Annotated in this window: 14 protein-coding genes; 1 reads left to right on the forward strand and 13 read right to left on the reverse strand. The window is 68.9% G+C overall.

Annotation, left to right across the window (positions count from 1 at the left end; all coding sequences use genetic code 11):
* Nucleotides 1-967, forward strand: a 967-nt coding sequence (locus V7Q31_RS07870) for a DNA recombination protein RmuC (protein WP_333833145.1), incomplete at its 5' end; no start/stop codon positions are given.
* 7 nt (nucleotides 968-974) lie between these two features.
* On the opposite strand, the gene idi is transcribed toward V7Q31_RS07870, so the two are convergent.
* The 13 genes from idi to bchL all read right to left on the reverse strand — a co-directional run bounded on the left by idi (nucleotide 975) and on the right by bchL (nucleotide 12,921).
* On the reverse strand, nucleotides 975-1,514 hold the full coding sequence (idi, locus tag V7Q31_RS07875; protein ID WP_333833146.1) for an isopentenyl-diphosphate Delta-isomerase: 540 nt from the start codon (nucleotides 1,512-1,514) through the stop codon (nucleotides 975-977).
* A 28-nt stretch (nucleotides 1,515-1,542) separates the two neighbouring features.
* The gene (bchJ, locus tag V7Q31_RS07880) at nucleotides 1,543-2,172 is read right to left on the reverse strand and encodes a bacteriochlorophyll 4-vinyl reductase (RefSeq protein ID WP_333833147.1); all 630 of its coding nucleotides are present in this window, start codon (nucleotides 2,170-2,172) and stop codon (nucleotides 1,543-1,545) included.
* 7 nt (nucleotides 2,173-2,179) lie between these two features.
* Nucleotides 2,180-3,925 (reverse strand): magnesium-protoporphyrin IX monomethyl ester anaerobic oxidative cyclase, encoded by a 1,746-nt coding sequence (gene bchE, locus V7Q31_RS07885; RefSeq protein WP_333833148.1) that lies wholly within the window; start codon nucleotides 3,923-3,925, stop codon nucleotides 2,180-2,182.
* Between the two features lie 93 nt (nucleotides 3,926-4,018).
* Complete coding sequence (locus V7Q31_RS07890) at nucleotides 4,019-4,759, reverse strand: spheroidene monooxygenase (protein WP_333833149.1); 741 nt, start codon at nucleotides 4,757-4,759, stop codon at nucleotides 4,019-4,021.
* A 58-nt stretch (nucleotides 4,760-4,817) separates the two neighbouring features.
* Entirely contained in the window at nucleotides 4,818-6,032 is a 1,215-nt protein-coding gene (gene hemA, locus V7Q31_RS07895; protein WP_333833150.1) for a 5-aminolevulinate synthase, read from the reverse strand.
* Nucleotides 6,033-6,034: 2 nt separating this feature from the next.
* On the reverse strand, nucleotides 6,035-6,859 hold the full coding sequence (puhE, locus tag V7Q31_RS07900) for a putative photosynthetic complex assembly protein PuhE (protein ID WP_333833151.1): 825 nt from the start codon (nucleotides 6,857-6,859) through the stop codon (nucleotides 6,035-6,037).
* A 24-nt stretch (nucleotides 6,860-6,883) separates the two neighbouring features.
* On the reverse strand, nucleotides 6,884-7,966 hold the full coding sequence (acsF, locus tag V7Q31_RS07905; RefSeq protein WP_333833152.1) for a magnesium-protoporphyrin IX monomethyl ester (oxidative) cyclase: 1,083 nt from the start codon (nucleotides 7,964-7,966) through the stop codon (nucleotides 6,884-6,886).
* Entirely contained in the window at nucleotides 7,963-8,268 is a 306-nt protein-coding gene (locus V7Q31_RS07910) for a hypothetical protein (protein WP_333833153.1), read from the reverse strand. The genes acsF and V7Q31_RS07910 overlap by 4 nt, the downstream gene beginning before the upstream one ends.
* Nucleotides 8,269-8,401: 133 nt before the next feature.
* Nucleotides 8,402-9,103, reverse strand: coding sequence for a photosynthetic complex putative assembly protein PuhB (gene puhB, locus V7Q31_RS07915; protein ID WP_333833154.1), 702 nt, complete (start codon nucleotides 9,101-9,103; stop codon nucleotides 8,402-8,404).
* Complete coding sequence (gene puhA / locus V7Q31_RS07920) at nucleotides 9,100-9,873, reverse strand: photosynthetic reaction center subunit H (protein WP_333833155.1); 774 nt, start codon at nucleotides 9,871-9,873, stop codon at nucleotides 9,100-9,102. The genes puhB and puhA overlap by 4 nt, the downstream gene beginning before the upstream one ends.
* 23 nt (nucleotides 9,874-9,896) lie before the next feature.
* Nucleotides 9,897-11,333, reverse strand: a complete 1,437-nt coding sequence (locus V7Q31_RS07925; protein WP_333833156.1) for a PucC family protein — start codon at nucleotides 11,331-11,333, stop codon at nucleotides 9,897-9,899.
* Nucleotides 11,330-12,022 (reverse strand): magnesium protoporphyrin IX methyltransferase, encoded by a 693-nt coding sequence (gene bchM / locus V7Q31_RS07930; RefSeq protein WP_333833157.1) that lies wholly within the window; start codon nucleotides 12,020-12,022, stop codon nucleotides 11,330-11,332. The genes V7Q31_RS07925 and bchM overlap by 4 nt, the downstream gene beginning before the upstream one ends.
* A complete protein-coding gene (gene bchL / locus V7Q31_RS07935; RefSeq protein WP_333833158.1) occupies nucleotides 12,022-12,921 on the reverse strand; it encodes a ferredoxin:protochlorophyllide reductase (ATP-dependent) iron-sulfur ATP-binding protein in 900 nt (299 codons plus the stop codon). Before bchL ends, bchM begins: the two co-directional genes overlap by 1 nt.
* Nucleotides 12,922-12,924: the final 3 nt, after the last annotated feature.

Genomic DNA, 12,924 nt, shown 5'->3' on the forward strand with positions numbered 1-12,924 from the left:
GCGCGACCTCGCCGAGGGCCAGAGCCGGCTGCATGGCGGGCTCGACCATGTCGCGCGCGCGCAGGCGGCGGCGCAGGCGCGGATGGTCGAGACGGTCGAGCGGCGGCTGGAGGACGTGCAGCGCCGCATGGGCGACACGCTGCACGGCGCCGCCAGCCGCACGGCGCGCTCGCTCGGCGACCTCTCGGCGCGTCTGGCGGCGCTCGACGCCGCGCAGTCCCGCATCGAGAAGTTGTCGGGCGACGTGCTTGGGTTGCAGGACATCCTTTCCAACAAGCAGGCGCGCGGGGCGTTCGGCGAGTTGCAGCTCGCCGATCTGGTGGCGCAGGCCCTGCCGCCCGACGCCTACGCGTTGCAGCACACCCTCTCCAACGGCCGCCGGGCCGACTGCCTGATCCGGCTGCCCGCGCCGCCGGGGCCGCTCTGCGTCGACGCGAAGTTCCCGCTGGAGGCCTATGAGGCCCTGCGCGCCGCCCCCGACGACCGCGCCCGCGCCGAGGCGTCCAAGGCGCTCGCCGCCGCCGCGCGCCGCCACCTCGCCGACATCGCCGCGCGCTACATCCTCCCCGGCGAGACCGCGGAGGGCGCGCTGATGTTCCTGCCGTCGGAGGCCGTCTATGCGGAGCTGCACGCCCATCATGGGGCCGTGATCCGCGAGGGGTTCGCCCTGAAAGTCTGGACGGTCGCGCCGAGCACGCTGATGGCGACGCTGACCACGCTGCGCGCCGTGCTGCGCGACGCCCGCCTGCGCGAGAACGCGGGCGCGCTGCGGCGCGAGATGGGCCTGTTGCAGGACGATCTGCGCCGGCTGGCGGCCCGCGTCTCCGCGCTCGACCGCCATTTCGCGCAGGCGCGCGAGGATGTGGCGCAGATCGGCGTCTCGGCGGAGAAGGCGGCGCTGCGGGCGCAGCGGCTCGAATCGGTGGAGTTCGACGCACCGGAGGCGCAGGTCGCCGCCGCCGAATGACCGAGGCTCAGACGGCGACGGCGCCGCCGAAGGCGAAGTCGGGCCAGCGCGCGACGTAGATGCGGAACCAGGGTGTGAAGCGTTCGGGCGTCGCCGCGATCTCGGCGCGCAGTTCTTCGGCGCGCGCCCAGCGGATTTCGGCCACTTCCGCCGGGTTCAAGGCGAGCTTCAGCCGCGTGCGGTCCGCCTCGGCGCGGAACATGTGGACGCGCTCATGTTCGATCAGCCCGTTGGTGACTTCGGCGCGATACTCCGACACCCCGGTCGGCGCGAGGGCCAGACCTTCGGCGCCGATCTCCTCGCGCAGGCGGCGGATCGCGCAGGCGAGCGGCGCTTCGCCCCAATGGGGATGGGTGCAGACCGTGTTCGCCCACATGCCTCCGCAATGGTATTTCGAAAGCGCGCGGCGCTGGATCAGCAGCCGGTCGCCGTCGAAGACGAAAGCCGAGATAGCCATGTGCAACTGTCCGCTCCGATGCGCCTCCAGCTTCTCGACGGGAAAGAGCGTGTCGTCCTCGGCGATGGCGGGGATCATGATGTCGGTCATCGTCGCGCCTTTCTGACAGGCGGCCAGTCTAGCGCGCTTGAGCGGGTCTGGGCAGGGGGGAGGGGCGCGTCTCGGCGCGCCATGTCAGCGCGAGGGCGCACGCGCCGTCCCGCGCTTCGGCGCGCACCTGCGTCCTCGCGCTGACGAGTCGACGGAACAGCGACTCGAACACCGATGCGTAGAACTGCGCCAGCGGGGCCGCCGCCGCGCCCGGGGCTGCGAAGGGGCCGCCGATCACCTCCACGCGCGCGTCGCGCCCCGCCTGCGCCGCGAAAGCGCCGGTTCCGGCGAAGGTCCAGGCGTTCTTGCGGATGGCGGCGAGCAGGATGCGCGCGGCGAGCCCCGGTGGCGTCACGCGGAGCAGCGCCTGCACGGGTTTCGGGATGCGATGCGCGAGCAGATAGCGCGCCGTGCGCGCTCCGGCCTCCGCCGCCACGGCCTCGGCGTCGGGGCGCGTCTCGGCGAGCGCTCGGTGCAGGGCGACGACGTCGGCCTCCTCCACCATGCGCTCGGGAGGGGCGGCGAGGTGATGCGACAGGCCCGCTTGCGCGAACAGGGCCGCCGTCGCGTCGCGCCCCGCCGCAGCCGTCAGCGCCTCGGCGAGGCGCGTGACGGCGTTGGGGCCGATCCGGCCCGAGAGGGCCGCATCGTCGGTCACGTCGCGCTCATTCCGCGGCGTATTCCGCGCGCGGCTTGGCGAAGGCGCGGCCCCCCGATTGCGGGGCTTCGGCCTCGCTCTTGCACCGTCCGCCGGCGCCGCCGCAGCCGCAGCGCTCTTCCACCACCACGTCGTCGGGCATGACGAATTCGGCCTTCGCCTCCTCCGGCTCGACATAGTCGCCCTTGCCGCCGCCGCAGGCCACGATCTCCATCGGGTCGACGCGGCGACGCTTCTCGTCGCGATGCGCCATCTCCCAGTTCTCCATCGAGGCGTCGACGCGCTTCTTCGACCGATCGAAGTTGAAGTTGAGGGTCTTTTTCGTCTGCGGCCCCCAATAGCCGACCCGGCCCAGATCGTAGAACTTCCGCTCGAAGCCCGACTTCATGTAGGCCCAGAGGCAGCCCAGCAGATAGGAGCGGCGCTTGCGGTCGAGCGTCCACGGATAGTGGAAGAAGGCGCGGTTCATGTAGAAGCGCCGATAGTTGTGCATCGTCCGGTCGAGCAGCGTCGCCCGGTCGATCGCGTCGGGCTTCATGATCGGCGTCACGAAGTTGTACTTCGAATAGTCGAACACTTCGACCTTGTCGCCAAGTTCCTTGAAGAGATCCGAGAACGGCCAGGGCGTGTACATCGCCCAGTTGGCCATGTCCGGGCCCCAGTCCATCGCCATCTTGTAGGTTTCTTCGAGGGTCTCGACCGTCTCATTCTCGAGCCCGACGATGAATTGCGCCTCGACGACGATGCCGGCCTTCTTGAGCAGTTGCACCGCCTTCTTGTTCTGCGCGACCGTGGTCTCCTTGTTGAAGCGGTCGAGCTGGAGCTGCGCCGCGGCTTCAGTGCCGAGCGAGACATGCACCATGCCGGCCTCGCGATACATCGGCAGGTCGGCCTCGTCGCGCAGGATGTCGGTGACGCGGGTGTTGATGCCCCAGAGGATGTCCACCTTGCGGTCGATCAACTCCTGGCAGAACTGCACGAACTTCTTCTTGTTGATGGTCGGTTCTTCATCGGCGAGGATGAAGAAGCCGACGCCGTGCTTTTCCTTCAGCTCGACGATCTCGTCCACCACCGCTTTCGGATCGCGGATGCGGTAGTTGCGCCAGAACATCCACTGGCTGCAGAAGCTGCAGGTGAACGGGCAGCCGCGCGCGAGGTTGGGAATGGCGACGCGCGTGCCGGTCGGGATGTAGATGTATTTTTCCCACTCGAGCAGCGACCAGTCGGGCTTGATCTGCTCGAGGTCCTTCACCGGCGGCTCGGCGGGGGTGGCGACCACCTGGCCGTCTTCGAGGAAGGCGAGGCCCCGGATCTCGCGGCGCTTCTGGAACCACTGGCCCTCGTTCACCGCTTTCGCGATGTTGACCATGATGTTCTCGCCCTCGCCGCGGGCGATCACGTCGATCCAAGGCGCTTCGCCCAGCACCTGCTGATACATGAAGGTCGCATGGATGCCACCCAGCAGCGTCAATGCCTCGGGGTGCACTTCCTTGGCGATCTTGAGGATGTCCTGCGCCTTGTAGATCGAGGGGGTGATGGCGGTGCAGCCGATGATGTCGGGCTTCACGCGGCCGATCAGCTCGCGCATCTCCTCGTCTTCGAAATGGTTGGTCATGGCGTCGATGAAGTCGACATCCTCGAAGCCGTTGGCTTTCAAGGCCCCGGCGAGATAGGCGACCCATGCCGGCGGCCAGCTGCCGGCGATCTCGGCGCCGCCGGAGTGGTAGTTCGGATGGATCAGAAGAATCTTCATGGTCGCCTCCCGACGCATTGATTGTCAGGAAAACCTTACACCCGAGGCGGTCGTGGAAATTGACTCGGGTCAAATCGCGCGCCTAATCCGCCTTCAGGCGGCGGATTTCATCGCACCTGGAACCGACGCCTTCACCGATGCGAAATCGGGCGCGAGCGACCAGTCGCCGTCCACCGCCAAGAGGCGGAATCGGGCGTAGAGTTCCTCGTTGAACCATCCGTCGCGGCGCACCGCCTCGATCGCCTGGGCGTGCGGGCCGCCCTTGCGGTAGGCGAAGGCGCGCATCGCGTCGAAATCGTCCCAGATGGAGAAGGTGATCTGCTGAAGGCCCGGCACTTCCGCCATGCCGACCTTGAACAGCAGATGCGGCTGCGCGGGCACTTCGGCGCGGATCTCCGGCGTGCGCGCCCAGAAGGAGAGCGCGTGGCGCGGCTTCACGGTCGCGCGGGTGAGCGCCACGGTGAGGCCCCCCGGCGCGCGATCCCCGGCCAGTTCGAAGGGCTGCCCGCCCGACCATTCGCCCTTGGCGCGGATCGCTTCGAGATAAAGGGTCGTCGACTCGTTCGCGCGCCGCAGGTAGCGGCGATAGACGGCCGAGGCGCGCGTCTGCGCCTGCGCCGCCGCCATGTCGTCCCACACGGCGAGCAGACCCCAGACCTGCGTGTTGGGCGCGAGATAGAACCCCTCGCGCGAGCCCGTGCCGACCATCTTCATGAAGCGCACGCCCGGGAGGCGGTTCAGCGGCCGGCGCGCGAGCAGCATCTGCCACAGCGCCCAGTGCCGATCGACCCAGCGCCGGTAGCGGAACAGGCTGAGCGTCGCGACGGCGGTCATGGTCTTGGTCCGAAAGCGGGGAAGGGGCGGGCGGCGCTGCGCGCGCCGCCCGGTCGGCTCAGGCCACCTGGCGCGCGAGGGCGCATTGCGACCAGAGGTCGTTCAGCCCGCGCACGAGGTGGTCGATGTCCTCGTCCGTGTGGAGCGGAGAGGGCGTGATGCGCAGCCGCTCGGTGCCCTTGGGCACAGTCGGATAATTGATCGGCTGGATGTAGATCCCATAGGCGTCGAGCAGCACGTCGCTGATCCACTTGCACTTCTTGGCGTCGCCCACCATCACGGGGATGATGTGGCTGGGGTTCGGCTGATGCGGAATGCCCAGCCGGTCGAGCTTGGCGCGCAGCTTGGCGACCTGCGCCCGCTGGCCGCGGCGCTCGACGTCCGACTGCTTGAGATGCGCGATCGACGCCTTGGCGCCGGCGGCGACATGCGGCGGCAGCGAGGTCGTGAAGATGAACCCGCTCGCGAAGCTGCGCACGAAGTCGCACAGCGCGGCCGAGGCGGTGATGTAGCCGCCGACCACGCCGAACGCCTTGCCGAGCGTGCCCTCGATGACGTCGATGCGGTCCATCAGCCCTTCGCGCTCGGCGACGCCGCCGCCGCGCGGGCCGTACATGCCGACGGCGTGCACTTCATCGATGTAGCTCAGCGCGCCGTGCTTCTCGCAGACTTCGACGATCTCGCGGATCGGCGCGATGTCGCCGTCCATCGAATAGACGCTCTCGAACGCCACCACCTTGGCGCGGTCGGGGCCGTATTGCGACAGGCGGCGGTCGAGGTCGTCGGGATCGTTGTGCTTCCAGATGACCTTTTCGGCGCGGCTGTGGCGCACGCCCTCGATCATCGAGGCGTGGTTGAAGGCGTCGGAGAAGATCACGCAGTTGGGCAGCTTCGCCCCGAGCGTGCCCAGCGCCGCCCAGTTCGACACATAGCCGGAAGTGAAGAGCAGCGCCGATTCCTTGTTGTGCAGATCGGCGAGTTCGCGCTCGAGCTCGACATGGTGGACGTTGGTGCCGGAGATGTTGCGGGTGCCGCCGGCCCCCGCGCCGCAGCGGTCGAGCGCGTCATGCATGGCGGCGAGCACTTCGGGGTGCTGGCCCATGCCGAGATAGTCGTTCGAGCACCAGACCGTCACGTCGCCGGCCCCGCCTTCGGTCCGCCGCGTGGCCCGGGGGAAGGCGCCGCGATGGCGCTCGAGATTTGCGAAGACGCGATAGTTGCCGTCCGTCCGGAGCCGCTCCAGCTCGCCCGTGAAATAGCCTTCGAAGTCCATGCTCATCTCCCAAGCACTGCGGGCGCGTCGAGCGGCGCCAGTCGGAGCGCCTTGTCGGCGCGTTGCGCGCGCCGGCGGGCGCGCGTGTCGATGTACCAGCGCCAGAGCGCCGCTTCGCGGAAGGGGAGCACCAGGAACCAGTGCTCCAGCGTCCCCAGCGCGATCAGCACGCCGATCAGCGCCTGCGCAGACGCGGCGAAGTCCGTCTCGGCCACCACCGCCGCATGCGCGATCAACCCGCCGGCCGCCACGGTTCCAACTGTCACGGACAGGGGAAACAGCAGATTCATCGGCCGAGGCGAAAAGTAGGACGTGAAGTAGCGAAGGTCATCAGGCAAAAACTCGTCCGCGACATTTGGCGCGCCGAGGAAGATGTTGAACTTGACCGAAAGTCTCAGGATCCATAGCGCCGCGAAGGTCCAGAATGCGACCGGGTTGGCGGCCCCGCCGACCCACAGGAACAGCGCCGCCGCATTGGCCGCCAGCGCGATCTCGTGGTGGATCAGCGTCTGCGCGGCGTAGCGGAACCGCCGCCAGCCGCGCGCGCCGGGCGGGCAGGCGGCGCGGCGGGGGCCGGTGATCACGCCGGTGAGGAAGGTCACCTCGTGCCACCCCCACATGGCGATGGCGGCGGTGAAGGCGACGCAGGCGCCGAACAGGCTGGCGTCCTGCGCCGTGGCGGCGATGGCGGCGATGGAGAGGGCGGCGAGCAGCGACGCCCCGATCACGGCGCGCGGACGGGCGGAGCGGCCCAGCAGCAGGGCCACTCCGGTGCCGAACCACCAGAGAAACAGCGCGTAGAGCGCTGGTCCCCAAACCGCATTCATGCCGCCGCTCTCCTCATCGCGCGCTCACCACACCGGCTGAAGCCGCGGCGAGGCGGGCTTCGGGCTGGTCTTGACCGGCAGCAGATAGAGCCGCGCGAAGATCAGCCCCGCCCGCGCCCCGAGCGCCGCCTTGCGCATGCGGCCCATGAGCCCGCCCTGCGCCTGCGCGTCGGCGATCGCCTCGTTGATGCGGTTGAGCGCCCGCAGGCCGTCCCAGAACTTCGGATTGTCGATGTCGAGCTGCACGGGGAAGCACTGCTTGCTGATCTCGGAAGTCACGCGGAAGACCTCGCGGTCGTAATCCTCGACATTCACCCCGAGCGCCTTGTGGAAGGCGGGGCGCGCCATGTCGCGCACATGCATGGTCGCGAAGACGGCGAGCACGAAGAACCGGATCCACAGCTTGTTCAGCCCGGTCAGCAGATGCGGGTTCGCCGTCATCAGCAGGCTGAACGCCTCGCCATGGCGGAACTCGTCGTTGCACCATTCCTTGAACCACTTGAAGATCGGGTGGAACCGCCGGTCCGGGTGCTTCTCGAGGTGGCGATAGATCGTGATGTAGCGGGCGTAGCCGATCTTCTCGCTCAAATAGGTCGCGTAATAGATGAATTTCGGCTTGAAGTAGGTGTATTTCTTCGCCTTGGTCAGGAAGCCGAGATTGACGCCGATATTGGCTTCCTTGAGCGCGTCGTTGATGAAGCCGGCGTGGCGGGCCTCGTCGCGGCTCATGTAGCTGAACAGCTCGCAGATGTCGGGGTTGGAGCCGCGCTTCTTCATTTCCTTGTAGAGCACGCAGCCCGAGAACTCGGCCGTCAGCGAGGAGACGAGGAAGTCGATCAGCTCCTTGCGCAGCTCGGGGTCCATCCCGTCGAAGTCGACCTCGTCCCAGTCGGCCGTCTTCTTGAAGTGGCCCTTGTTGGGGTCGGACTTCATCTCGGCGATCAGCGCGTCCCATTCCTCGCGGACGGGCGTCACGTCGAGACGGTCCATCTCGTCGAAGTCGGTTGTGTAGAAGCGCGGGTTGAGGAGCGTCGTCTCCGTCGCCATGCGCGTCGTGTCGTTGGGGCCTTCGCGCCAGTCGGTGCGGATGTCGTTGATCGCGTTCACAGCCGCGCCTCCTCGCTGAAGGAAAATTCGCAGAGCTCCATGAACTCGAAATCTCCCGTGGCGCGGGTCCAGATCCGCTCGAAGATCGTGGCCTGCGTGACGGTCGCCATGCGGCGCTCGGTGATCACTTCGCCATAGGGCGCCTCGATGGGCGCGCCATGGACGAGGACTTCGTCGCCCGGTTCGATCTTCACGTCGCCGTCGAGGATCACATGGGCGTGAAGGCTTTCGAACTTGTGGCTGACTTCGACCGTGCAGGGCACGTCGAAGCGGCGTTTGAAGAAGATGGGCGCGTCGGTCATCGGCTTTCCTCCCGTTTCGCGATCCGCCGGTCTTCGGGCCGGACGTCGCCATCTGGCCTGGCGGCGCGCCGCGCCGCAACGCGACCATCCGCCCTGTCTGGGGAGGGTCGCGCGAAAAGACGCGCCGGCGGGGTCATTCCGCCGGCGTCATCGACGCGTTGCGCCCGGCGTCCGCCCGCATCCGGCGGGCCTGGGCCTGCTCGCGGCGGCGGCGCTTCTCGGGGGCCTCGCCGGCGTCGGGGTCGAGCTCCATGCCGAACTCGGCCTGATAGGCCTCGAGAGCCGCGCCGAGGATGCGGGCCGCTTCCGGCGCGTCGCGCAGGGCGCGGAGCATCGGTTCGGGGCGGATCTGCGACCAAGGCCGCACATGCGGCCAGAGCAGGAACCAGGAGAACCGCTCCTTGCCCGCCACTTTCAGGACGATGTCGCCATGCTCGCGGCCAGTCCGCCGCAGCGCCGCGCCGGCCACGCGCTTGAACGGCACGTTGACGGACATGGTCAGCGCCGCGCCGATCTTCATCACGACGCGCTTGTTGGTGATGGTGTAGACTGTCACCCGCGCGCCCATCCAGCCCAGAAAGCCGATGATCGCCAGCGAGAGCAGGGCCATCGGGACGAGCGCGCCCGCATAGCTCAGCGCGACGGCGGGGGCTGCGCCGTCCGCCAGCGCCTCGACGAGGCGCCAGACGATCAGCACGCCGAAATAGATCGCGACCAGCCCGCCGAGATAGGCCGAGCGGGCGAGCCGGCGCCAGTCCGGCTTGCCTTTCCAGAGCACCCGCTCGCCCGGCGGAAGGATGCCGGGCAGAGCGCTGTCGGTTTCGAACTCGCTCACAGCCAGGGCTCCTGCCGCTCCACCGCCGCATACATCTTGCCGCCCGCGACATAGGCCATCACGCGCTCTTCCTCGAGGCGGGTGACGCTGTGCGGGTCCTTGATGCCGGGGATGCCCGCGAACTGGTCGGCGCGGATCGAGTCGATTTTCACGACCTTCTGCGACTTGGCGACCTTCACCGCGTTCCACGGCATCAGGACGGTGCGCTCGCCGAGATCGATTTCGATGTAGCGCAGGATCGATTCGCTGCGGTCGACCCAGTAGTCGAGCACCTTGCCCGCGACCTTGCCATCGCAGCCGAGCGCGTTCCAGCCGCGGATGTCCGGGCCTTCCGAGGCGACGTCCCAGCCCTCATGGGCGCGGAAGGGCACGATCCGCTCATGGCCGTCGATGGTGAGTTCGACGACGTCCTGACGCTCCGCCCAGGCGGCGGGGCCGACGCCGTCGACCATCGGGTCGCCGGTCGGCTCGAAGGGCGAGCCGGCCCAGGGCGCGGTCGGCTTCATCGCGTATTGTTTGGCGATCTCGCGCTCTTCCTTGGCGACGTCGGGATAGGCGATGTCGCCGCGGCCGTGCGGCAGCTTGAAGGTCTTGGCGCTCGGGATGTCGCCGAACGGGCCGGCCATGAAGGGCTTGCCGTCGCGCTCGCGCTCCATCGGATAGCCTTCGCGCAGCGCTTCGCGCTGCAGGTAGACGACGAGGCCCGCGAAGAACAGCCAGAACAGATAGAGCGACAGCTGGGCGACGTCGAAGTTGGCGAAGATGTTCATGAGGGGTCCTCCTCTTGAGAAACTCAGGTCGGAAATTCGGCGAGGCCGAATTTCCTTTGGTCCGCGCCGGCGCGTCCGGTCCCGTGGCGCACGAGCGGTCCGATGGCGACAAGCGTGAGGAACAGCAGGCCGATCTCGATGTGATAGACGATGCTGTAGCCGGTGGAGGCGTGGCGCAGCCCCTCGCCGAGCGCGCCGGACATCGCCAGCCCGCCGGTCCAGTCGCGGATGGCGCCGCCCGCGGCGATGGCGAGGCCCGCGGCGGTGGCCTGGACGGCCCCCCAGGCGCCGAGCGCGAGCCCGGAGCGGCCGCCCTCGGCGAGCGCCATCGCCGCCGTGAGCGCGCCGACGCCGAACAGCCCCGAGCCGAAGCCGATCACGCCGACGCCCATGCGGAACAGCGCCGCCGAGCCGATCGGGTCGGCGAAGATCACGGCCGAGAAGCCGACGAGCCCCGCCATCGCCCCGAAGGCCGCGATCAGATGCGCGTCATGGCCCTCGCCCAGCATCCGCGCCGCAAGCACGAAGCCGCACAGCGCGCCGCCCGCCAGCAGCGCGGTGAGCGCCGTGGTCGCCGAAACGCTCAGGCCGAGGACTTCCGCGCCATAGGGCTCGAGCAGGATGTCCTGCATCGAGAACGCCGCCGTCCCGAGCGCGACCGCGACGAGCAGCCGCGTCGCGCGTCCGTTCGCGGTCAGCTCCGCCCAGGCGTCGCGGAAGCGCGGCGTCGACCGGTCGAAGCGGGTGAGGTCCGGCCGGCGCGGCTCCTGCCCCCAGAGCGCGACGAGGTTGAGCGCCAGCGTCGCCGCCGCCACGCCCTGCACGACCTGGATCAGCAGGAAGGAGGTGAAATCCGTCAGCAGCCAGCCGAAGGCGAGCGACGCGACCACCATGCCCACCATCAGCATCACATAGAGCAGCGCCACCACGCGCGGGCGCGACTCCTCCGGCGCGATGTCGGTGGCGAGGGCGAGGCCGGCGGTCTGGACCGTGTGCATGCCTGCGCCGACCATCAGGAAAGCGAGCGCCGCGCCGGCCTCGCCGGCCCATTCCGGCCCCGTGGTCTGGTCGCCCGAGAGCAGGATCAGCGCGAAGGGCATGATCGCGAAGCCGCCGAACTGCAACAGCGTGCCGAACCACAGATAGGGCACGCGGCGCCAGCCCAGCACCGAGCGGTGGTTGTCGGACCGGAACCCGATCAGCGCCCGCGCCGGCGCGAACAGCAGCGGCAGCGACACCATCAGCGCGACGAGCCAGGTCGGCACGCCGAGCTCGATGATCATCACGCGGTTGAGCGTGCCGCTCAGCATGACCACCGCCATGCCGACCGACACCTGGAACAGCGACAGCCGCAGGAGCCGCGACAGCGGCAATTCGGTCGTCGCCGCGTCGGCGAAAGGCAGGAAGCGGGGGCCGAGCCGGTCGAACGCCGCCTTGATGTCGCGCTGCCTCAGGATCATGCGCGCGCCACCTCCTGGGCGTGGGAGGTGTAGAAACCCCGCTGAACCAGCGCGTCGCGGCGACACGAGAAGCCCGGCGCGGTCCCGGCGAGCAGCCGGCGCAGCCGGGCCGCCTCGACCGGCTCGATGGCCGGCGAGCGGTCGGCGCGCGGAAAGAGCTGGCCCGCCGCGTGCATCAGCCGCAACGCCGGCGTGCGCGGCGCGAAGGTGAAGACGACGGACCGCTCGCAGCGCTCGGCCAGCAGTCCGACGACGCGGGCGATCTCGGCGGCGGGGTAGTGGATCAGACTGTCCATCGCCACGACATGGTCGAAGCGGCCCAGCGAGGGGTCGAGCATGTCGCCGGTGCGGAAGTCGATCCGCCCCTTCACGTCCTCGGGCGCGCGCGCGTCGGCGACTTCCACCAGCGAGCCCGCGATGTCGATGGCGACGACGTCTGCGCCCCGTCGCGCCGCTTCGATGGCCAGCGCCCCGGTCCCGCAGCCCGCATCGAGCACGCGCCGTCCGGTCAGATCGTCCCCGAGCCAGTCGAGCAGCTTCGCGCGCATCCGGTCGCGGCCCTCGCGCACGGTCGCGCGCACGCGGCTGACCGGCGCGTCCGAGGTCAGCCGCGCCCAGGTCTCGGACGCGGTGCGGTCGAAATATTCTTCGAGCCGGGCCTTGCGGGCCTGATAGGCGGCGGTGGGCATCAGTCGAACCCCAGCAATTCGAAAATGTCGCGGTCGGGCATCGGGGCGGGGGCGAGCGGGTCGGTCCCGTTCCAGAGGAGGTTCGCGAGGCGGACGTATTCGGCGCGCGCGGCGACCACGTCCTCGTCGTCGGGCATCTCGAACAGCGTCTTCTTCTTCAGCCGCGAGCGGCGGATCGAGTCGAGGTCGGGCATGTGCGCCAGCCGCTTGAAGCCCACCGTGTCGCAGTAGCGGTCCACCTCGTCGGTGTCCTTCGAACGGTTGGCGATGCAGCCGGCGAGCCGCACGCCGTAATTCTTGGCCTTGGCCTGAACGGCGGCGACGATCCGGTTCATCGCGTAGATCGAGTCGAAATCGTTGGCCGTCACGATCACCGCGCGGTCGGCGTGCTGAAGCGGCGCCGCGAAGCCGCCGCACACCACGTCGCCGAGAACGTCGAAGATCACCACGTCTGTGTCTTCCAGCAGGTGATGCTCCTTGAGCAGTTTCACCGTCTGGCCGACCACATAGCCGCCGCAGCCCGTGCCCGCGGGCGGGCCGCCCGCCTCGACGCACATCACGCCGTTGTAGCCGGTGTAGACGAAATCCTCCGGCCGCAGCTCCTCGGAGTGGAAGTTCACCTCCTTGAGCACGTCGATCACCGTCGGCACGAGCCGCCCGGTCAGCGTGAAGGTGCTGTCGTGCTTGGGGTCGCAGCCGATCTGCAGCACGCGCTTGCCGAGATGGCTGAACGCGGCCGAGAGGTTCGACGAGGTGGTGGACTTGCCGATCCCGCCCTTGCCGTAGACCGAGAACACCTTCGCGGTCGTGATCTTCATCGACGGGTCCAGATGGACCTGCACCGAACCTTCGCCGTCTTCTCCCAGCATCGGCGGGGCGTTTCTGTCGAGGGGGGCCATTGC

This window comes from Rubrimonas sp. (genome assembly GCF_036788415.1).
Lineage (GTDB): Bacteria > Pseudomonadota > Alphaproteobacteria > Rhodobacterales > Rhodobacteraceae > Rubrimonas.